This window comes from Deltaproteobacteria bacterium, assembly GCA_016183175.1.
GTDB lineage: Bacteria > UBA10199 > UBA10199 > UBA10199 > SBBF01 > JACPFC01.
In genome coordinates this window covers 1-21,523 of sequence record JACPFC010000105.1, presented here as the reverse complement: position 1 = coordinate 21,523, position 21,523 = coordinate 1, and the positions used below count along the sequence as shown (strand labels likewise).

At 53.9% G+C, this 21,523-nt stretch carries 22 protein-coding genes; 14 read left to right on the top strand and 8 right to left on the bottom strand.

Annotation, left to right across the window (positions count from 1 at the left end):
• The 7 genes from HYU99_10135 to HYU99_10105 all read right to left on the bottom strand — a co-directional run.
• Positions 1–150, bottom strand: a 150-nt coding sequence (locus tag HYU99_10135; protein ID MBI2340701.1) for a GTP 3',8-cyclase MoaA, incomplete at its 3' end; no start/stop codon positions are given.
• A gap of 171 nt (positions 151–321) precedes the next feature.
• Entirely contained in the window at positions 322–636 is a 315-nt protein-coding gene (locus HYU99_10130; GenBank protein ID MBI2340700.1) for a nitrite reductase (NAD(P)H) small subunit, read from the bottom strand.
• On the bottom strand, positions 629–3,133 hold the full coding sequence (locus tag HYU99_10125; protein ID MBI2340699.1) for an NAD(P)/FAD-dependent oxidoreductase: 2,505 nt from the start codon (positions 3,131–3,133) through the stop codon (positions 629–631). The genes HYU99_10130 and HYU99_10125 overlap by 8 nt, the downstream gene beginning before the upstream one ends.
• A gap of 116 nt (positions 3,134–3,249) precedes the next feature.
• Positions 3,250–5,412, bottom strand: a complete 2,163-nt coding sequence (locus tag HYU99_10120; GenBank protein MBI2340698.1) for a nitrate reductase — start codon at positions 5,410–5,412, stop codon at positions 3,250–3,252.
• Between the two features lie 67 nt (positions 5,413–5,479).
• On the bottom strand, positions 5,480–7,027 hold the full coding sequence (locus HYU99_10115) for a dimethyl sulfoxide reductase anchor subunit (protein ID MBI2340697.1): 1,548 nt from the start codon (positions 7,025–7,027) through the stop codon (positions 5,480–5,482).
• On the bottom strand, positions 7,020–8,258 hold the full coding sequence (locus HYU99_10110) for a NarK/NasA family nitrate transporter (protein ID MBI2340696.1): 1,239 nt from the start codon (positions 8,256–8,258) through the stop codon (positions 7,020–7,022). The genes HYU99_10115 and HYU99_10110 overlap by 8 nt, the downstream gene beginning before the upstream one ends.
• Positions 8,259–8,421: 163 nt before the next feature.
• A complete protein-coding gene (locus HYU99_10105) occupies positions 8,422–9,135 on the bottom strand; it encodes a Crp/Fnr family transcriptional regulator (GenBank protein ID MBI2340695.1) in 714 nt (237 codons plus the stop codon).
• A gap of 249 nt (positions 9,136–9,384) precedes the next feature.
• On the opposite strand from HYU99_10105, the gene HYU99_10100 reads away from it, so the two are divergent.
• The 4 genes from HYU99_10100 to HYU99_10085 all read left to right on the top strand — a co-directional run bounded on the left by HYU99_10100 (position 9,385) and on the right by HYU99_10085 (position 11,383).
• Positions 9,385–9,744 carry a cyclic nucleotide-binding domain-containing protein gene (locus tag HYU99_10100; GenBank protein ID MBI2340694.1) on the top strand — a complete coding sequence of 120 codons (360 nt, stop codon included), beginning with the start codon at positions 9,385–9,387 and terminating at the stop codon, positions 9,742–9,744.
• An 18-nt stretch (positions 9,745–9,762) separates the two neighbouring features.
• Positions 9,763–10,140, top strand: a complete 378-nt coding sequence (locus tag HYU99_10095) for a hypothetical protein (GenBank protein MBI2340693.1) — start codon at positions 9,763–9,765, stop codon at positions 10,138–10,140.
• Between the two features lie 141 nt (positions 10,141–10,281).
• The gene (locus tag HYU99_10090; GenBank protein ID MBI2340692.1) at positions 10,282–10,869 is read left to right on the top strand and encodes a hypothetical protein; all 588 of its coding nucleotides are present in this window, start codon (positions 10,282–10,284) and stop codon (positions 10,867–10,869) included.
• A 19-nt stretch (positions 10,870–10,888) separates the two neighbouring features.
• Complete coding sequence (locus HYU99_10085) at positions 10,889–11,383, top strand: hypothetical protein (protein ID MBI2340691.1); 495 nt, start codon at positions 10,889–10,891, stop codon at positions 11,381–11,383.
• Between the two features lie 4 nt (positions 11,384–11,387).
• Here the strand turns inward: HYU99_10085 and HYU99_10080 are convergent, their stop codons facing one another.
• Positions 11,388–11,753 carry a response regulator gene (locus HYU99_10080; protein ID MBI2340690.1) on the bottom strand — a complete coding sequence of 122 codons (366 nt, stop codon included), beginning with the start codon at positions 11,751–11,753 and terminating at the stop codon, positions 11,388–11,390.
• 64 nt (positions 11,754–11,817) lie between these two features.
• Between HYU99_10080 and HYU99_10075 the strand changes: the two genes are divergently transcribed.
• The 10 genes from HYU99_10075 to HYU99_10030 all read left to right on the top strand — a co-directional run.
• Positions 11,818–12,063, top strand: coding sequence for a helix-turn-helix transcriptional regulator (locus HYU99_10075; protein MBI2340689.1), 246 nt, complete (start codon positions 11,818–11,820; stop codon positions 12,061–12,063).
• Positions 12,064–12,191: 128 nt separating this feature from the next.
• A complete protein-coding gene (locus HYU99_10070) occupies positions 12,192–12,446 on the top strand; it encodes a type II toxin-antitoxin system prevent-host-death family antitoxin (GenBank protein MBI2340688.1) in 255 nt (84 codons plus the stop codon).
• Entirely contained in the window at positions 12,443–12,697 is a 255-nt protein-coding gene (locus HYU99_10065; protein MBI2340687.1) for a Txe/YoeB family addiction module toxin, read from the top strand. Before HYU99_10070 ends, HYU99_10065 begins: the two co-directional genes overlap by 4 nt.
• A 74-nt stretch (positions 12,698–12,771) precedes the next feature.
• Positions 12,772–14,178: an aldehyde dehydrogenase family protein gene (locus tag HYU99_10060; GenBank protein ID MBI2340686.1), complete on the top strand. Its 1,407-nt coding sequence runs from the start codon at positions 12,772–12,774 to the stop codon at positions 14,176–14,178.
• A 9-nt stretch (positions 14,179–14,187) separates the two neighbouring features.
• Positions 14,188–15,237 carry a hypothetical protein gene (locus HYU99_10055; protein ID MBI2340685.1) on the top strand — a complete coding sequence of 350 codons (1,050 nt, stop codon included), beginning with the start codon at positions 14,188–14,190 and terminating at the stop codon, positions 15,235–15,237.
• Positions 15,238–15,380: 143 nt separating this feature from the next.
• The gene (locus HYU99_10050; GenBank protein ID MBI2340684.1) at positions 15,381–17,261 is read left to right on the top strand and encodes a radical SAM protein; all 1,881 of its coding nucleotides are present in this window, start codon (positions 15,381–15,383) and stop codon (positions 17,259–17,261) included.
• Positions 17,258–18,850, top strand: coding sequence for an AmmeMemoRadiSam system protein B (gene amrB, locus HYU99_10045; protein ID MBI2340683.1), 1,593 nt, complete (start codon positions 17,258–17,260; stop codon positions 18,848–18,850). Before HYU99_10050 ends, amrB begins: the two co-directional genes overlap by 4 nt.
• Positions 18,851–18,902: 52 nt before the next feature.
• Positions 18,903–19,316 carry a hypothetical protein gene (locus HYU99_10040; protein MBI2340682.1) on the top strand — a complete coding sequence of 138 codons (414 nt, stop codon included), beginning with the start codon at positions 18,903–18,905 and terminating at the stop codon, positions 19,314–19,316.
• Positions 19,317–19,418: 102 nt separating this feature from the next.
• A complete protein-coding gene (locus tag HYU99_10035; GenBank protein ID MBI2340681.1) occupies positions 19,419–20,267 on the top strand; it encodes a c-type cytochrome in 849 nt (282 codons plus the stop codon).
• A gap of 28 nt (positions 20,268–20,295) precedes the next feature.
• The coding region (locus HYU99_10030; GenBank protein MBI2340680.1) for a nitrate reductase subunit alpha at positions 20,296–21,523 on the top strand (1,228 nt) is incomplete at its 3' end.

The window sequence follows — 21,523 nt, the reverse complement described above, 5'->3', positions numbered from 1 at the left end:
TATTTCCTCGAGGGTTAAAACTTCGGCGCGCGGAAGAAGCTTGATTCCCTCGGGAGGCATGCAATAGACGCAACGAAAATTGCACCGATCGGTGAGGGAAATACGAAGATAGGTCAGATGACGCGCGTATGAATCATGAAGAACAGTCATCTCATTCCCCTTTCCAATTCATCTCCGCCTCAGGCGGAGAATCGGGAGGCCGTGCTGTTCTCAGCACAGCCCATCGGCCCCGCAAGGGGGCTCGAGGAATTTACAAAACAAGTTTAATCAAAAAATAATGCCGGGAGCCATGCGTCGCATCAGATCGAAACATGATTTCCATCAGGTCCCGATATCGACAAGAATCTCTCCCTCTTCCTCGCGAGCGGGAAAAACCCGGACTTCTTCTCCCGCCTCACTTCCTTTCCCCGTTTGCAGACAAAACTTATGGCCATGATAGGGACAAATGACCGTCTGGGCATCGCAAACCCCTTCAGCCAAAGGCCCTCTTCGGTGCGGACAGCGATTTTGAATGGCGTAAAGCCCCCCCGAGCGCGGCCGGAAAACGGCAATCTCATCCTTTTCCACGATGAAACAAAAACCCTGCCCCAACGGAATCTTTTCGATAAATCCCAGATTGATGGTTTTTTTATCCATTGTTCACCGCCTCCTGTAAAACCTGAACCAATTCCGGTCCTTCAAATTGATGCGGATAGGCCGGCAGTTCCGCCTCTTTCTTCCATGGGTCAACGTAGGTGGACGCCGCCTTTTGAATTTCTTGATCCAGCCGTTTGCAAATTCCCATTTCGTCCTCGATTAAAATCGCTTTCAGCCGATCGATCCCAATCCGCTCCGCAAAACCATAAGTCCGCTCCATATATTTGGCATGTTCGCGGTAATATTGGATGAACCGCCCGACTAATTTCAGGACCTCCTCATGCGTTTCGACGGTTGCCAGCAGATCCCCTTTGCGAACGGTGCCGCCGGCCGCTCCACCGATATAAATCTCCCATTTTCCCCCTTCAATGGCCACAACCCCCACATCCTTCACATACGCCTCGGAACAATTGCGGGGGCAACCGGCGGCCGCCATCTTGATTTTGTGCGGAGACTCTATTCCCTGAAACGCCCGCTCAATTTCCTGCGCCAGACGAATGGAATCTCCCAGGCCATAGCGGCAGAAGTCGGTTCCCACACAACTCTTCACCGTTCGCACCGCCTTGGTGTAGGCATGGCCGCTGGGAATTCCCAGATCTCTCCAGATGTGCGGCAAATCTTCCTTCTTCACCCCCAAAAGATCGATCCGCTGGCCGCCCGTGATCTTGACCATCGGGACGTTATATTTTTTGGCCACCGTGCCGATGCGGATCAATTCGTCGGCCGAAGTCACGCCGCCGTAAATCCGGGGGACGACCGAGAAGGTGCCGTCTCGTTGAATATTGGCGTGGACCCGGTCGTTGATGAAACGGGCATCGCGTTCATCTTTATATTCTTCGTTCCAGGTGGAGCGCAGTAGAGAAGCGAGCCCCACCTTGCTCACCGCATCCTCCTTCCCCCCAGCCAGTTCCTGAAATACGGTGCTCACCGACTTTAAATTTTTGGCCTTAATAGCGGCAATGAGCCGGGATTTTTCCAGGGGGACGCCGGGAACATAATAGTGTTCTTTTGGGTCAGACGATAAATCGTCGGCATAGGCGCGAATAAGTTGGAAAATAACATTTTTACAAGAGCCGCATCCCTGGCCTGCCTTTGTGCAGAGACCCACTTTGAGAACGCTGGTGCAGTTTTCCTTCCGGATTGCTTTCCTGATTTCTCCTTTGGTCACACCATTACAATTACAGATCTGCAAACCATCGGGCATCTGCAAGACATCCGTCAGGGATTTGCTCTCCTGCTGGCCAAATAAGAGTTCCGTTCTGTCTGGAGATACGGAATTCCCATCCTTTAAAACCTGGAGAAGATGATCATAGGCCTGGACCTGGCCCAATAAGATGGTGCCCACCAGTCTGTCCCCACGAATAATCAGTTTTTGATAAACACCCCGATTGGGTTCCCGATAGGTAACCACCTCATCTTTTTCACCGGCGGGATCTTTTTCCCCCATCGACACCAGTTCCACCCCCATCACTTTGAGCTTGGTGGCCATTTTCGAGCCGGTGTAAGCGGCCTGCGGATTCATCCCGGTGATCACATCGGCCAAGGTGCGCGCCTGCTCCCAGATCGGCTCAACCAGGCCATAGAGCTGACCCCGATGTTCCACACATTCCCCCACGGCGAAGATGTTTTCATCGTTTGTCCGCATCTGATCATTCGTCATGATTCCCCGCCCCACAGCCAACCCCGCCTCATTGGCTATTTCGACAATCGGACGAATGCCGGTTGAGACCACCACCATGTCGGTCGGCAACGTCGTTCCATCGTGGAAAACCAGGTGACTGATTTTGCCGTTTTTTTTCTCAATGCCCTTCACGATCTGTTGGCAGTAAACGGTGATCCCCATCGCCTCCATCGTCGATTTCAGAAGGCGCCCCCCTTCGTCATCCAACTGAACCGGCATCAGGTGGGGCGCCGCTTCAATCACGGTGACTAAAACCCCGTGGGTCAAGAGCCCCCGGGCCGCTTCCAGACCGAGAAGTCCCCCGCCGATAACCACGGCCTTCTGACAGTTGGCGGCGTAGTCGGCAATGCGGGCGCAATCATCCAGCGTGCGAAAGAGAAAGGTGCCGGGACCGCCGAACCCTTCAATTGGGGGGACAAAGGGGCGCGAACCGGTGGCGATGATGACGTCATCATACGGTTCAACAACTGTCTGTCTGTTGGCTGGCGATGGGTTGGAGGATGAGTAAGGACAATCGTTCCGCGTGAGAGGAACGCCGATGACCGTTTTCTTTTCGCGGTCGATCTTGATCACCTTAACGCCGGCATGAAGTTTGATCCCTTTCTCTTCGTACCAGGAGAGAGGGTTCATGAAGATATCAGTCGCCTTGTCGGTTCCGTTGAGGACGTTTGAGAGAAGAATCCGGTTATAGTTTCCATACGGTTCGGCCCCGAACATCGTAATCTGGAACATTTCGGGTGTGCGCTTGAGAATTTCTTCGACCACGCGCGCCCCGGCCATTCCGTTGCCGATCACCACCAGGTTTTTTTTGTTCATATTCTTTACCTCCTTTAGCCTCCCCCTTTGAAAAAGGGGGATTGAGGGGGATTTTGTCATAGTGGTTCGCGGGACAAATCCCCCCTGGCCCCCCTTTTTCAAAGGGGGGGGAATACTTAATCTCCAAATCTCAATTTCTCGACGCGCACGGCGCTCTGTTTGTAATTCGGTTCGCGTGAAATCGGATCGAACGCCGCAACCGTAAGGTTATTGGCGCAGGCCTCAATGTAATGAAACGGGACAAACAGATGCCCCGGCGGCACAATCGCCGTGATCCGCACCGCGATTTTTTCTATTGACCCTCTTTGAGAGGCCAGGCGCACAAAGTCGTGTTGTTTGAGTTTCAACTCCGCGGCATCCTGCGGATTCATTTCCACCCAGGCCTCGGGGGACATTTTTTCCAACAGATCGATTCGTCCCGTCTTTGTCCGCGTATGCCAGTGCTCGACGGTCCTGCCGGTATTCAACAGCAAGGGAAATTTTTTGTTCGGTTGCTCGGGCATCTCACAGCCATCCACCGCCCAAAGGGTCGCTTTGCCGTCGTTCGATGGAAAAAGAGAGTTAGTGTAGAGGCGGGCCCCTCCCCACTGAAGGCCTCCCTTCGCCTCAATTTCTTCATAAGTCATTGCGGAATAATCACAGAGCCGGCCCTGGGAGACCCTTTTCCATTCCTCAAAGGCATCGATCGGCCCGTTCCAGCCGGGAAAGAGAGTTGTATGGACCCCCAGCCTTTTGGCGATTTCCAAAAAAATCTGAAAGTCGGTCCTGGCCTCGCCGGGAGGCGCAACCCCCTTGTTGACCTTCGAAACCCGTCTTTCCGAATTGGTAAAAGTTCCCTCTTTTTCACCCCACATGGCGGCCGGCAAAACGAGATCGGCAAGAACCGTCGTCGGCGTGGGATGGAAACCGTCCTGGACGACCAGAAAATCGAGCCGCGAGATCGCATCTTTCAACAGGGGTTGGTTCGGGTAGGAGACAAAAGGGTTTGTCCCCAGAATCCAGAGGGCCCTGATTTCCCCCTGAATGATCGCCTCAATAATGTCGGGGTAGGCCTTTCCCCTCTGCGTGGGAATCAGATCAACCGGAACCCCCCAGATTCGGGCAACCTCTTCCCGATCGCGCGGATCTTCAAATTTCCGATATCCGGGAATGCTCGAAGTAAATCCGGCCTCGCGCGTCCCCATCGCGTTGCATTGGCCCGTAATGGAAAAAGGGGAGGCGCCGGGACGTCCGATATTTCCGGTAATCAACGCCAGATTGTTGATGGCATTGACCGTCTCGGTCCCCTGCGTTGAGTGATTGACCCCCATCGTCCAGGCGATGAAGGCGGCTTTCGCGTCGCCGTAGACGTGCGCGACTTTGGCGATCAACTCATTTGGGAGGCCCGTTTTTTCGGAAACAAAATCGAGGGAATATTTTTGCAGGTGTGCCTTTAGTTCGTCGAAGCCGGTTGTGTGCCGCTCAATATAGGCCCGATCGATCTTCCCGGCATCGATCAGAATCTTGGTGATCCCGTTGATGAGCGCCAGGTCGGAGCGCGGTTTGAGCGGGAGATAAATATCGGCCAGCATCGCCGTCTTGGAAACGCGGGGATCGGCCACAATGAGGCTCCGGTTTTGGTTCTTTTTCAGGTGTTGCCAGAGAATCGGGTGGTTGTCGGCGATATTTGCGCCGATCAAAAAAATACAATCGGCGACGGCAAGGTCGTCATAGCACCCCGGCGGGCCGTCGCTCCCAAAGGAACGTTTGTAACCGGAGACGGCGGTGGACATGCAGAGGGTGGTGTTGCCGTCGTAGTTGGTTGTCTTGAAACCGAGCTGAATCAGTTTTCCGAGCGTATAAAATTCTTCGGTGACAAACTGACCGGTGCTCAAAACGCCGAGGGATTGATTGCCGTAATTTCGTTGAATCCCCACAAAACGATCGACCAGGGTGGTGAGCGCGGTATCCCAGGACACGGGACGCAATTTTCCCCGGAATTTCAAAAGGGGGCGGACGGCCCTTCCTTTGGCATGGATAAATTCATGTTCCGAGAGCCCCTTGGGGCAGAGGGCCCCCTCGTTGACGGGATGATCGGGGTCTCCCCGGACGGCAACCGCTTTTCCATTTTTGACCCCGAGATACATCCCGCAACCGACCGAGCAATACCCACAGGTTGTTTTGATCCACCGGTCCGGGATTTTGGCCGCCGACATGTAACCGAATTCCGGGTCGATCCCATAGGCATACTTCTCCCGTGCTGTATCAAGGCCAAGAAATTTTAAAAATGGTTTCAACATATCCTAGATTGTAATTCCCCTTGAACCCTAAACCCTACATCCTAAACCCTACACCCTAAACCCTGCCCTAAAAATATCCCGCCGGTCTTTTTTTAGGCACCACCGTCACAAAGAAAAGATAACGGCCGACCATTTCACTCCCGGTCGCCAAAATCGCAAGTCCGGTCAGCCCGACGGCCAATGGCGCGATCTCCAAACTCTCCCCCAGCGCGAGGTTGACCAAAACGAGCGGGATGAGGAGGAGAGTCAAAAGCAAAACCCCCAGCCTCCATAAAAAGATCGTCCGGAATCGCCGGGTCAGCATCCGGGCCGACGCCTTCAGTTCCGGTTCCCCCTCGTTTAGGGAATGAAAAACTTTGACGGCAATTCCCCCCAATTGGACAAAGCCGGCCAAAAGCAAAATAGAGGTGAGAAAGAGGCCGGCCGTTTTGATTGTCGGCAAGACTTCATCCCATGCAAGAATCTGGCTCTTCAGGCTCCAGAAGAAAACGGCCAGCGCCAAAAGCGGCCCCAAAATAAAGGCGGTGGCCAGAAAGGCGACGGGGGTTCGCCAGCTGTCCCACGACGGCCGTGCGGGGACACGGTAGATCATGGCGGAGCAGTAGACGCCGGTCAGGCCGAAGAGCGCGACCAAAATTCCAAACAGACCGCGGACAGGAAAAACAAGAGGATAAATCTTCTGCCAGCCAAGAAGACTGTAGGCCATGGCCGACCCGGCAAAGAGCGAAAAGAAGAGGACCTCGCGCGAAAGCCAGGAGCGCCTCCACATCTTGAGCGCCCGGACGGCATGCAAGGGGCGCCCCAGATGAAAAAAAGAGGCATTGAGGGCCAGGAGAACGGTTCCCAGCATCGCCAGATGGGCGATGTTAAGAAACCGGCCGAAAAATTCCGGAAGACTTTTAAAATAGTTCAGCCATTCCAGAATCAGGAGACTTCCGAAACCCCCCACGGCGAGCTGGGTCAGAACCGTCAAAAGAACGAGGGAGTAATGCGGCTGTTCGGGCTGAAGGCGATAGTCGTCGATTCGCTTCAGATCGAAGCCGTTTTTTTTCGGCGGAGTGATCCGTGTTGTCGACCGGGTAATCGCGGCATCCGGAACACCGGGGGCATTGGCTTGGGAGATTGTCCATTCTTCGACGTTAAATCGTTCAATCTCCAAAGCCCCCGAAGGACAGGCCTCTACACAGGCGGGGTTTTGGCCCTGTTCGATTCGGCCGTGGCACATATCGCATTTGGTGACCATCCCTCTTTCTTTGTTAAACTGGGGGGCGCCGTAGGGACAATTCCAGGTGCAGTACTGGCAACCAATACACGCATCCTCTTTCATCCGGACAATGCCGGTTTTTTCATCTTTGGTGTAGGCATCAACCGGGCAACCGGTAAGACAGGAGGGATCGAGGCAGTGGTTGCAGGCCATCGAAATATAGAAACGCTTCGTTTGGGGAAATTCTCCCCCCTCGATCTCGCCCACCTGACGCCACTTGACCGCCGGCGGATTGTTGTTTTGTTCGTGGCAAGCCACTTCGCAACATTTGCACCCGATGCATTTGGTGGCATCGAAGTGAAAACGATAATTTTCGCCGGGCTTAAGAGGGATAAGAGGCTCATCAGCCATGGGATCCCTCCGTTCCCGGAACCATCTGATGGTTTATCCGTCGGATCACGCCATGCATCCAGGCGAGATCGAGCGCAATCAGCAGGGCAAAAAAGATCCAGCAACTGCCCCAGAGGCCCGTGGTTTTTAAAAGCAGACCGAAGATCAGCGGCAGAAAAAACCCCCCCAGTCCGCCGATGACCGAAACAAGGCCTCCCACGACCCCCACTTCATCGGGAAAATAGGCGGGAATATGTTTGTAGACCGCCGCCATTCCGACTCCCAACAGCAGGCCGAGCAGAAAAACCAGAAAGGTAAAGAAGACCGTATCGAGAGAGGGAATGGTCAAGAGAAGGGCGATGAGGAATGTGCCGGAAAAAATGCCGTACATCACGCTGCGGGCCCCGCACTTGTCGGAGATGAAACCTCCCAACGGGCGTATGAGCCCTGCCGAAAGGCTGAATGCGGCGGCCAGCCATCCCGCTGTTTGAAGAGAAAAGCGGTAGTTGTTGACGTAATAAGGAATCAGCCACTGGGCGAATCCCACAAAACCGCCGAAGAGGCAGAAGTAATAAAGGCCGAACCGCCAGACGCGGATGTTTTTTAGAGGCAGAAGGCGTTCCCGGATCGATTTTTCGCGCTGTATTTTTTTTGGATGCGTGAAAACAAAAAAAACCATCGCCGTCAAAAGCAGAGCCGCGGCATAGAGACGGGGGAGGTTCCTCCATCCTTCGAGATGCGCCCCATTGTTGGTGAGATAAGCCAGAAGAGAAGGGGCGCCGATGCCGGTCAAGGCGGCCCCGATATTTCCGGCGCCAAAAATTCCGAGCGCCGTCCCCTGTTTTTCTTTTGGAAACCAGACCGAGGTGTAGGCAATCCCCACGGCAAAAGAGGCGCCGCTGATTCCAAACAGAAGCCCGGCGAGAATAAAACCGGCAAATGAATCGACCCGGCTTAAAAAAAACATCGCAACGGCCGAGACGAGCAGAAGGGAAGTGAAAACAGCCCGCCCTCCATGGTGATCGGTCAGGACGCCGATGGGGAGACGGGCCAGTGAACCGGTCAAGACGGGAATCGCCACAAGCCATCCGATTTGCACCTGATCCCACGGATAAATTCCATTCTTGACGAGGAAGGTGACCAGAACTCCGTTGATCACCCACGAGGCAAAGCAGACGGTGAATGCCAGGGTGTTCATGCCGAGAACGACCATTCCTGTGGACGATGAATTGACACTATCGGAATAACGCATCGTGTTAATTGACAGCAAATTTCATGCCACGGCGCGTCAAATAGAATATATATTAATTACAATTAGTTATGTTTAATAGAGAGGGAGTGAGGGGGTTCTTTTTTGCCTAAGAAAAGGATAAATGACTAATTATTAAGCAGTTCATTGATCATTATTTGGATTTCTAATCCACCAGGTTGGCCATTTCGGTCAGGCGAGGGAGATCGAGGAGGGTGATTTCGCGTCCGCTGACGGTAATGAGGTTGTCCTGCCTGAATTCGCTGATCAGCCGGATAACCGACTCCTGCGTGGTCCCCACCAGTTCGGCGATCTCTTCGCGGGTCAGCGAGATATTGAGTTTGATGCCGTTTTTAGCTTTTTCCCCGTACCGGTTTTTAAAAACCAGAAAGAGTTCCGCCAGCCGTTCGCGGATGTTTTTGTGAACCATGTTGGCGATCTGCCGTTCGGCGTGCCCCAGGTCGGTGGCAAGGAGGGTCATGGCGTGGAAGGCGGTGGCGGGATGCGTTTCCAGCACATGAAAAAAGGTTTTTTTGTCCATGAAACAGATGGTGGCCTCCTCCAGCGTTTCGGCCGACGAGGTGTAGGGCTGGCCCGCCAGAAGGCAACGGTAGCCCATGATATCCCCCGGCCCGGCCAGCCGGACAATCTGCTGGTGGCCGTCGGCATCCATTTTATAAATTTTCACCTTTCCTCCGCTTACGCAATAGAGGCCGTAGGGCTGGTTTCCCTCGTAGAAAATGACCTGGTGCGGCCGGTAGTGATTGGTGGTTTTTGCCGAGTCGATCTCCTGAAGATGGTCGGATGAAAGGTCGCAAAAGACGCTTTTCCCCCGCGTGGAACAGGTCTTGCAATGCAGAGGGGTGGTTTTTACAGGCATGATGCCCCATTTAAGACAGATGCCGCCTGTCCGTCAAGAAGTCTGTCGGCGGAAGGATATCCCCTCATGATGCAAATCAGCTTTAGAACTGACGAGCCTCATTTTTCTTCAAGAAGGGGTCTAATAAAAAGAGAATAGGAGGGTTCCCACCGAGCGCCGACCGAATAGGGAGGATAAAGCGAGGTGGGAGCGGAGTTGACAAGGACAATGAAGTAACTTGGTCAACTCTTAGGCAGAAAAAAAGAATATATGACTTTAGCCCATTGTTGCCAGCCGGGCCCCAGGGAAGAAAAGCGGTACAACCGCCTCCGTGATGCTCTGGAGTCGTTGAGCCGCGAGGGAAATCCGGTTCACTACCGGAAGGGGCAGGTGATTTTTTACGAGGGGCACCACCCCTGCGGTTTTTATCTTCTCCGGCAGGGGAAGGTCAGCCTGAAGGAATCGAGGACCTCGGGGGGGGCGAAGATGCACCCGACCGAGGACAAACTTTTGGGGTTGATGCATCTTCTTTCCGATACCCCCTATTGTTCCACCTGCACCGCGGAGGACGATGTCGATATCGTCTTCATCCCGAAGACGACGGTCTCGCGGTGCCTGGACGAGAAATAGCCCGGAAAGGAGTCAGCCATGAAAATTTCCGTTCCCTTCGCCCGGTTCGGCACCCTGACCGCCGGCGAGGAAAATACGAAAGTGAGTCTTGTTTACCTGAAAATCCTCACGGCCCTGTTTGTCTCCTTTTTCGGTGGCAGGCCGCATGTGGGGGCGGTCACCGCGGTTCTGAAGCCGAATTTGCGGGAATACGCAAAAACGGTGAAACTGCCGGGGCACCACGACGACGTGGTCACGCGCAAGGCCGTTTCGATTTTGTCCCAAAAAATCCCCGGCCCGATTGTCACCCTGGCCGGGATTCACTACGACAACGCCACCCGCCCGCAGATCCGCGCCATCGTCAAAAACAGCGAAAAATTGAGCCGTTCCCTCCTTGCGGTTCTGCAAAAAAGGTAATGCCTCTTTAAGCCCCTCTTTTTTGATCTTTGCCGCCGGTTGAATGCAGGCCCGCCGCCGGAATTAACCGAGCAGGAATTTACCGATCAAAGCCTCCGAATCTTGAACGAAGGAGTCAAAAACCATTACTCGAAGGAATATGTGACCGATCAGCTTTTTCATCTGGCTTACAAGAATCAAAACATGGCCAAGGAACTGGGATTTCCGCTGGATCACCCGACGATCAAGAAGCAGGTTGTTGAGAAGTGGTACAATGGAAGGCCGTCGAACGGGCCCGATCCGAAGCCGGGCCCCGCAGGTGAATTTGAGATCATTGTTCACGATGAAGGGGGACGGGACGGTCCCCTTTACGGTGGCACGGCGACGGTGCGGCTCAACGATGGCAAGGAAGCGATCACGGTACCGGCCAGTAGCTGGTCAGATCCCAAAAATCCGAATCTTGGAATTAAGGAAGGGACTTATATAGCCGTATACAAAATCGATGGTCATGGGCAAAAGAGACCTCCGGAACAAAGAAAACCGGGGGTGCGTTTGCGGGATGGTGCACCGATTGACACTATTGCCCCCAATCCAAATCAGGGTAATCAATCTTTTGCGTTGGGTGTTAATTTCCATTGCGGTTCAAGGCGACCCGCAGAACGCGGTTCTGACGGTTGCCAGGTTGTCCAGCCAGATTTTTGTGGCGATGTGTGGGGGACGAACTGTTACATGATACGGAAGGCACTGTAACTGTTGAACGGAAATAAGCATGCCGCGAAAAATAATAGTCGTTGTCATTTTAGTGTTGGTAATTTTGTCTTGGGTTGGCTTTCAATACAAACAAAAAAACCTGTGCAGGGGTAAATATGCCACGCTGGAATGTCTCAAAAAAAATCTTGATCGGGTTTACCTTGATGACGTTAAACACGGTACTGAAAATTTCGCTATTCTAGGGATTGCTGAAAAAGAAGCTTTAGAGTGTCGGTCTATCCGGAAAACAGCGGATTATCTGGAATTGGCTAAGTCGCCAACAAGCATTGTAGAATTTAGAGAAGGCTTCGACGAGGCAATAGAAGATCTTTTTCTCGAAAACAGCCGCTGTTTTTTAGAAGCCTACCTGCTTCTTGATCCTCCATCGCGTGAAGCGTTGACCCAATACATTGTGACGAGAAATATTGTGGATATTGTCCGCCAAGAAGCCTCCAAATACGCCGACGATCCGCGTTTCAAGGATTTTGTACAAGCCATTCTGAACACGAATTAATCTTTTAATTTTTTTTCTTTCTTCCTTCTCTCTCCACAGTCTCCTCAATCTCCCGCAGGGCAAACGGCTTGCCGATAACCTCGAATCCTTCATTATGGGCCTGTTTTGCGGGCAGACCATCTTTGTTCCTGGTAAACAGCACAAGGGAAACATCGGGATCGATTTTTTCCCGAATCAACCCTCCGATTTTAAGGGCGGAAAGGTCAGGCAATTCTTCATCCAGAAAGATCAGGTCGAATTTGTATTTTTGGACCAGCTCAACAGCCACCTCCCCGCTTGAGGCGGCGGTGACGCGGCAATCCGGGGCGGTGAGGTAGTCTTTGAGAAGGGTCCGGATGGGTTCGCTGGGGTCCACGATCAGAATATTCATAAAGGCGCTGTTTATATAATGCTCGCATTTTGGAAGCAACTAAAAATGATCGCATTATGCGAGCATGCGGAAAACAATTCATTCCCGGATGGGCGACCTGGTTCGCCGGAAAATCGTCGAAATAAGAAGCAGGGCGGGGTTCACCCAGCGTGATCTAGCCAAAAAGCTCGGGCGCGAACATTCTTTTGTCGCCCGGATTGAACAAGGGGAAAGGCGTGTCGATATTGTCGAGCTTTATCTTATCTGCAAGGCCTGCAAAGCGTCTCCGGAAAAAATGATTTTAAATCTCCTTGGAAAATTCAAGCGCTGAAAAAGGGAAAGATGCAAACCGCCTGGGCCGTTTTTTTATCGGGGTTTTCGGATGGCCCAGGCGACGAGTAGGCCTTGACGCGGCAAGGCGTTCATTGTACAATGTTTTGTACAAAAAGGAGGAAGGCGATGGAGGCTATCTCTTACAGTCATGCCCGGGCCAAACTGGCCAAAACCATGGAGCGCGTTTGCCGCAATCGGACTCCGGTTGTGATTACGCGTCAGAGAGGGGAGGCAACGGTTCTTCTGTCCCTTGAGGATTACGAGGCGCTGGAGGAAACCTCCTGCCTTTTAAGGAGCCCAAAAAACGCCAGAAGACTTCTCGAGAGTATCGCCCAGCTTGAAGCAGGCCGCGGCAAAAGGAAAAAAATAACCCTCCTATGAATCTTGTTTTTTCCGAGACCGCCTGGGAGGATTATCTCTACTGGCAAAAAAACGACAAGGCCATGCTCAAAAGAATCCACCAGTTGATCCAGGACATTGTCAGAAGCCCCTTTGAGGGGATTGGAAAGCCCGAGCCCCTCAAGCATGCCCTTGCCGGTTACTGGTCCCGCCGGATCGACGGTGAGCACCGCTTTGTTTACAAGGTGGCGGATCAAGGCCTGCTGATTGCCCAATTACGCTATCATTATTGATCGGCCTTTTTTCTCGTCTTATTCTTGTGTCTCGGCGTCCATTCTGCTAGGGTGCCAGAAAACAGGGGTGCGCCATGGACGACATCAAAAAAATTTTTGAAAGACAGAGGGCAAACCGGTGGAACATCGCCAGGACATCCGCCAGGGAGCGGATCGCCAAACTGAAAAAAATCCGCGAGGCCGTCTGGGCCAACCGCGGCGAAATCCACCGCGTCATTTACGAGGATTATAAAAAAAACCCGGCCGAAACCGACATCACCGAGATTTACCCCACCATCTCCGAAATCAACCATACAATCAAACATCTCTCCCGCTGGATGAAGCCGCACCGGGTGAAGACCCCGCTTGTCCTCTTTGGAACCAAAAGCGAGGTGCGCTACGAACCAAAAGGGTTGATTCTGCTCCTGTCCCCCTGGAACTACCCGTTTAATCTTTTCATGGTGCCGCTGGTCACGGCGGTTTCGGCCGGCAACTGCGTCATGGCCAAGGCCTCCACAAAGGTTCCGCATACGGCCGCATTTCTCAAAAAATTCATCGCCGGTCTTTTTGAAGAAAACGAGGCGATGGTGGTGGAGGGGGACCATGCGATCGCCGACGCCCTTTTGGAACTCCCCTTCGATCATATCTTTTTTACGGGGAGCACCCCCATCGGCAAAAAGATCATGAAATACGCGGCCGAACATCTGGCGCCGGTGACGCTGGAACTGGGGGGAAAATCCCCGGTTATCGTTGATCAGTCGGCTCATATTCGCCGTTCCGCCGAGCGGGTCATGTGGGGGAAATTCATCAACGCGGGGCAAACGTGCGTAGCGCCCGATTACCTCCTTATCCACGAAAGCCGGGAAAAGGAATTTATCGAAGAGGCCCGCGCGGTTTTGGCGAGGCGCTATGGAGAAACGGAGGCCCATAGGGAGGCCTCTCCGGAATATTGCCGTCTGGTCAGCGAGGGGCATCTGAAGGGGTTGAAAAAAATCCTCGATGACTCGGTGCAGGCGGGAGCGACGATTGCCTGCGGCGGAAAATTCAACCCCGCCGAGCGTTTTTTGTCTCCTACCCTGTTGACGAAAGTGAAAAACGATTCCCCTGTCATGAAAGAGGAAATTTTCGGGCCGATTCTCCCGATTTTGACCTTTCGATCATTGGACGAGGCGTTTGCCATCATCCGGTCGCGCGAAAAACCGCTGGCCCTCTATGTCTTTTCGCGCGACAGGGGGGTCATCGAGGAGATTCTCAAAAACACGACCGCCGGCGGCACCTGCGTCAACAGCACGGTGATCCATCTCGGCAACAACCACCTGCCGTTCGGCGGCGTGGGGGCGAGCGGGATGGGGAACTACCATGGCTTTTACGGATTCCGGAACCTCTCCCACGAAAGGGCGGTGTTAAGACAGGGGCCGATCGACATGCTGAAGAATTTTTATCCCCCCTACACGAAAAAGGTCAAAAGGCTCATCGAGGTCGCCACGAAATATCTGGTGTAAACAAAAATTATGCCCATGCAGACCGTTTCCGTTGATTTTCGTCAGGCAAGCCTGTCGTTGCAGGAACACCTGGACCGGCTTCGAGAGGATATCTCCGCCCTCCACTTGAGTTCGATCGGGCTGTTTCACAGCCTGAAACAAAAGCTGTTAAGTTCGTGGAAAAACCGGGAACGGGTCATCAGGGAATACAAGCTCTCCCTTAAGACCATGCCCAAGGAGCTAAAAAGGCGCGGTTTTGTCTCCAGGCTATCGAGAGACCTCGAAGATTTTGAGGTGGATATGAGGCGCTATCTCTTCGAGGTCAGGGAATCGTCCTTTCAGGATTTTCGGAAATCTTTTCACCGCAGAATCGACGAAATGGCCGACCGTGTGGCCGGTCTGGAAAGGCATCCGCTTGTCCAGAAGTTCTTGAGGGGCGAAGCGGTTCTGGCCAGCCGGAAAAACATCCAATGGGGGCGAAAGCTCGCCCATGCATTCAACGGAATTTTTTTCATCTACCTGCTCGTTTATTCCAACTGGCCGGAAACGGTCGTTTGGGGTCTGACCGGAGGGTTCATTGTATGGGCCCTTTCGCTGGAAACGGCCCGGCATATCAACCCCGGGATTAACCGGTGGGTTTGCCGCTGGTTTGGGCCGATCATGCGGGAGCGGGAGAAGACAAACATCAATTCGGCCATCTTTTACATTGTTTCAATGGCGGTTGTTTATTTCACTTGTCCGATCGAGGTAAGCCAGTTGACCATGCTTTTTATCGGCATTGGAGACCCGGTGGCCGGAATTGTGGGGGTCATTTGGGGTAAAACAAAAATCACCTCCCATGTGAGCGTGGAAGGCTCTCTGGCCTGCTTTGCCGCCTGCGCCGGGCTGGCGGCCCTCTGCGCGGGATTTCTCTTTCCGAAAACCCTCCCTCTTTTACCTCTTATTTTCTTTTCATTGTTGGGCGGTGTTATCGGAGCCGTTGCCGAGGCCTCTTTTAAAAGACTCGACGATAATCTTGTGATGCCTCTCCTGTCCGCCCCCGCGCTGTGGGGTTTGATGAAACTTTTTTCCCTTCGATGAATTTCAACAGGGGTCTTCGGCAAAGGCCTTGTCTTTGTCCTCCGATAGTGGTAAACACGCCCCACAAAACAAAAGGCGCTCCCCCTCCCTTTGCCTCTCCCCAAGAGGGAGAGGTAGGCTAAGGTACAAGAGAGATTTATTCTATGAAACTCCTCCTCATCAACCCCAAATTCCCCGAAAGTTTCTGGAGCTTTGCCTGGGCGATGGACGCGGTGGTGCGCGACAAGAAGGCGGTCAACTCGCCTCTGGGGCTGGCCACTCTTGCGGGCCTGACGCCAAAAGATTGGGAAATCGCCATCATCGATGAAAATGTGGAGCCGATCGACTGGTCCGCCGAGGCCGACGTCATCGGCGTCTGCGGGATGGGGGTGCAGGCCCCGCGGCAAAAGGAAATTCTCGATCATTTTCGGCGACGCGGAATTTACACGGTGGCCGGAGGATCCTACGCGTCGCTTTGCCCGGAGGAATATGAGGGGCTGGTCGATACCGTGATTTCCGGAGAGGCGGAGAATATCTGGCCGAAATTTTGCGCCGATCTTTCTGCGGGGCGTCCGGAAAGGCTCTATCGCGAAACGGAAACGGTTGATATCACCACGTCGCCCCCGCCGCGGTTCGATCTCTTAAAGCTCCATCACTACCAGAAGGTCTCGCTTCAGTTTTCCCGCGGATGCCCTTTCCAGTGCGAGTTTTGCGACATCATCGTGATGTTCGGCCGGAGGCCGCGGACCAAAACAACGGAGCAAGTGGGACGGGAACTCGATCTCCTGCGGGAACAGGGGGTCACCAGCGTTTTCTTTGTGGATGACAACCTTATCGGAAACCGCGCGCTAGCCAGGGAACTTCTCCGGTATCTGGTGGAATATCAGAAGAGGCACCGCTATCGTTTCAGCTTCGGCACCGAGGCATCGATCAATATGGTGGAAGACACCGAACTGATGGATCTTTTCCGAAAGGCCAACTTCGAGTGGGTTTTTATCGGCATCGAAAGCCCCAGCGCCGAGAGCCTGAAAGAGACAAAAAAATCGCAGAACTTGAGGGGGGATTTGCTCACCTCGATTCGCGCCATCTATTCGTACGGCATCGACATCTTTGCCGGATTCATCGTCGGTTTCGATTCCGACGACAAAACCATTTTCGACCGGCAGTACGAGTTTATCGTCCAGTCGGGAATCGCCGTGGCGATGGTGGGGCTTTTGTACGCCGCTCCAAAGACGCCGTTGCATAAGCGTCTTCACGAGGCGGGGCGTCTCCGTTCCATCAACACATCGGACAATACCGGGCCGTCAACCAATGTGATCCCGCTCCGGATGACCTATGAAGAGCTGGTGGAGGGGCATCGAAAACTCTATGAAAGGCTTCTGGCCGATCGCGTTTCGTACGAGCGGATGGTCCACAAACTTCACTGGATGAAAAATCCGCTCACTTCGCCGCATTTCAGCCTGCGTCAAAAACTGGGTTATGCCTCGCGTCTTTTCTGGCGCGGCATTGTTCCCGGAGGGATGGGGCGCATCTACTATTTCATGAAATCGCTTGTTTCGGTTCTCCACCGCCCCGCTTTAATCGCGGTGGTGATGACCGATTGGATTGCGATTCTTTCTCTCAAATCCTTTTGGGATCGTTCCCTCGATCGGTCGGTATCGCGGACGGAGACGGTTCTTTCGTTGCTTCAGAAAAGGGTGATCAGCCGGATGAGGGAGGCATGGCAGGGGGGGCTTGTTGCTCTTCGTCTCAATATTTTCAAGGATCGTCCGCATGTCTGGATCGACCTGAAGGAATCGTTCGACGTGAAGGTCTCGCAGGTGCTGGGCCGGATTATCCGCCGGACGCTCAAGCGCCATCGGGAGGCGGTGGTCATCGACTGCAGAGCCGTTCAACCCTCAAGCTGGATGTCGCTGGAGGTTCTTCTTCAAAAATTAAGGCACTGTCGCAATCAAATTCACATCCGCCTCACCGACGAGCTCTATCAAAAACTGGGCAAAAGCCTTGAACTGTTTCATTACACCCTGATCCCGGTCGAGGCATGAAATTTTCCGCCTTTTTGGCCTTTTTCCTGCTGTCGATCGCCGTTGTTTGCGGGGGGCAACCCGCCTTGGGGGGCCGCCCCGCCCCGGGGGCGGCGAATGCCGAAACGATTCCTCCGCAGGTCGCCGGCGCCTTTTATCCCGCCGACAAAACCGAACTCCGCAAAACAGTCGATTCATTGATCAACGAGGCGCCCGACGCCTCTTTTCAGGGGGAATTGATCGCGGCCCTCGCGCCGCATGCCGGTTACGCCTGGTCGGGAAAGACCGCCGCCCGCGTCTACCATCTCCTCAAGGGGCGCCGGTACGACACGGTGATTGTTCTGGCCACCGGCCACCGCGTCTTCGTCAAAGGGGGGGCAACGGTTTCCGCCGGCTCTTTTTCGACCCCGCTGGGAGAGGTGCCGATCGATGAGGCGGCGGTTAAAAAGATGATGGCATCAACCCCCCGAGTGCAAAATCTTCCCGATGCCTACAAGGGGGAACATTCGGTCGAAGTCCAGCTTCCCTTTCTTCAGACTGTTTTGGGAAATTTCAAGGTGGTTCCCCTTCTGATGAACAATGTCGATCTCAAGGCCGCCTCTCAAATCGGCAAGGCGCTGTCCCAACTCATTCAATCGGGCGGAACTCTTTTGATTGTTTCTTCCGATCTCTCCCATTACCCGGACAAGGAAACGGCAAGGATTGTCGATGAAACGTCCCTTCTGGCCCTTCAACGGTCTTACGACGATCCGGAATATTTTTGGCGGACCAATCGTTTGCTGATGGCAAAGGGGGAGGGGAAAAATCTGGTCACCACCTTTTGCGGCGAGGCGGGTGTTTTGACGGCGCTTTATGCCATGAAGGAGCTTGGAGCCCAAAGCAGGCTACTTGCCTATGCGAATTCCGGGGAACTTGCCGGCGGCGACCCCGGTCGCGCCGTCGGTTATTCCGCGCTCATCTGGACACGCGGTACAGAATTTCCCCCCAAAAGAGCGTTGAATGAAACGCAGAGAAAAACGCTGTTGGCGCTGGCCCGCGAGACGCTGACCCGCGCCCTGACAAAGTCCCCCTTTTCCTCCAAAGGCGGACCCGCCTCTGGCGGGGACAAAGGGGGGGTGGGGGGATTTCAAAAACCGGAAAGCGCCCTCTGGAAAGACCCCGCCTTTAATCTGCCGTCAGCGGTTTTTGTCACCTTGCGCAAAAAAGATACCCCCCGAAGTTCATCCCTGCGCGGTTGCATCGGTTCGCTTGTCCCGAACCTCCCTTTGGCCGAGGCGGTTGAAGTTTTTGCGCTTAAAAGCGCCCTGGAGGATTCCCGTTTCAGCCCGGTCAAGGCGGAGGAGCTTTCCCGGATCGGGATTGAAATTTCCATTCCGGGCCCCTTCCGACAGGTCTCTTCCGCCTCCGAGGTAAAACCGGGGCAGGGGGTGGTGATCGGGCAGAAGGGGCGCACCGGCCTCTTTCTGCCGCAGGTCTGGGAGGATATTCCGGATAAACAAAATTTTCTGGAAGAACTCTGCGAACAGAAAACGGGCCTTCCGCGGGACTGCTGGAAAGATCCCGAAGCCGAAATTCAGGTCTTTGACGCGGAGGCGTTTGAGGAGATTTAATGACAACCAACAACAAAGAAAGGAAAAACAACCAATGACGCTAAAAATCAAAATGGCTCTGGCCGTTCTTGGCATTGTCTTTTTGTCTGCAGTTTCCATCCCCATCACTCATGCCGGCATTTGCAGTGTCGGCGACAAGGCGCAGGTGTTGTGGAAGGGGACCTGGTATCCCGCCTCGGTGCTGAAGGCCACCGATTCGCAGTGCTTCATCCACTACGACGGCTATGGCTCCAACTGGGATGAGTGGGTCGGGTCCGACCGGATCAAAATCGGCGGCGCCGTCTCGAAGGCCGATTCAGCGGCCTCCGGACCCTTTAGCGAGGGGGATCCCGTGCAGGTCCTCTGGAAGGGGACCTGGTATCCGGCCCATGTCCTGCAAGCAAAAGGAAAACAGCTCTACATCCACTACGACGGCTACGACAGTTCGTGGGATGAATGGGTGGGGCCGGAGCGCTATAGGAAGTAGTAAAGTATGATCTAAATCATATGATCAGGATCATATTGCCTTTTGATTCGTGTCATGTCCCCCCGTCCCCCTCTTAAGTTAAGAAGGGGTGAGGGGGGAGTTATGTCATCGTGCATCGTTGGGTTTTTTGTCCTCGGGGCCTGTCTTATCGGGTCTCAAACAGGATTTGCCGGAAGTCCCGGCAAAGAAATTTTTCAGCAGAGGTGTAGCGCCTGCCATAGTATAGGCCAAGGACTGCGTGTCGGCCCCGATCTGGCGGGGGTGAACGACCGTCATTCCGAAGGCTGGCTGTTGAAATTCATCAAATCCCCGCAGGCCGTTATCAACTCGGGTGACCCGTCTGCCAAGGCCCTCTTTGAAGAATTCAAAATGGTCATGCCGGATCAGGCGCTGACGGATCTAGAGATCAAAGCGATTATGTCTCACATTAAAGAAGTGGGGGGGAACCCCGCTTCCGCTCCCTCTGCGCCGCGAGCGCCATCAGAAACCGTGGTAGAGGCAACACCCAATGAAATTGAGCTTGGGCAAAATTTATTCCAGGGAAAGGTTCGTTTCGCCAACGGCGGTCCGTCCTGTATTTCATGCCACCATGTAAGAAATGACGCCGTGATCGGCGGCGGAATTTTGGCGAAGGAACTGACCACCGTATTCTCGCGGATGGGAGGAGAGGGGGTTCGCGCGATTCTGGGAGGGCCTCCCTTCCCGGTGATGCAGGCCGCCTATAAAGGGATGCCCTTCACGGAGGGCGAAATCCGCGCGCTTGTCGGTTTTTTGCAGAATGCCGACAAGGAACATGCCTATCAGCATCCGAGGGATTACGGGTGGGGGCTCTTTGGCGCGGGCGCCGGAGGCCTTGTTGTCCTTTTGGGATTCTATTCCGTGGTTGGACGGCGCCGGAAAAAACGGCCGGTGAATCAGGATATCTACGACCGGCAGATTAAATCGGAATAGAAGAGAGAGAATATAAGGAGAACAACTCATGGGTTGGATCAAAGACATCATCTCTCCGGAAACGCGGCAGTGGGAGGAATTTTACCGGAACCGCTTTCAGCATGACCGTATCGTCAGAAGCACGCATGGGGTCAACTGCACCGGGGGTTGTTCCTGGCAGATTCATGTCAAAGACGGCATCGTGGTTTGGGAGACACAGCAAATCGATTATCCGCTTCTCGAAGACAAACTTCCGCCTTATGAACCGCGCGGATGTCAGAGGGGGATTTCCTATTCCTGGTATTTGTACAGCCCCCTTCGGATCAAATATCCGCTGATCCGGGGTTCCCTGATTGACGCCTACCGGGAAGAGAAAGAAAAAACCGGTGATCCTCTCAAGGCGTGGGAAGCCCTGCAAAAGGACAAAGAGAAGCGCAAGAAGTATCAAAATGCCCGCGGCAAGGGGGGATTTCGGAGAGTCGGTTGGGACGAGGTTCTGGAACTCATGGCGGCCGCCAATATTTATACGGCCAAAAAATACGGCCCCGACCGGGTCATCGGTTTTTCGCCGATCCCTGCCATGTCGATGTTAAGCTACGCGGCGGGCGGACGATTCCTTCAGCTTTTTGGCGGCGTCAATTTGAGTTTCTACGACTGGTACTGCGATCTTCCCACCGCTTTTCCGGAAATCTGGGGCGAGCAGACCGACGTTTGCGAGAGCGCCGACTGGTACAACGCCAAGATGATCGCCGACATGGGGGCCTGCCTCAACATGACAAGGACCCCCGATTGCCATTTTTTCGCGGAGTCGCGGCACAACGGCACCAAGGCGGTGGTCTTTTCGCCCGATTTCAGCCAGGTCTGCAAGTACGCGGACCAGTGGGTGCCTCTCCACGCGGGGAGCGACGGCGCGTTCTGGATGGCGGTTTCGCATGTTATTTTGAAGGAATTTCACCACGAAAAACAGACCCCTTATTTTCTGAAGTACGCCAAACAGTACACCGACAGCCCGTACCTCGTTGTTCTTGACAAAGAGGGGGATCATTACCCTTCGGCGAAGTCCCCGGAGGGGGGTACTGTTTCACCGTACAAGCCGGGGCGCCTTCTTCGCGCCAACGCACTTGCCCCATTCAAGGATATCGAGAACGGCGACTGGAAATTTCTGAATATCGACGAAAAATCGGGAAATTTTGTCGTGCCCAAGGGGGCGATGGGGCATCGCTGGGGCAAGGAGCAGGGGAAGTGGAACATGAAGTTCGAGAATTCGACGGACGATC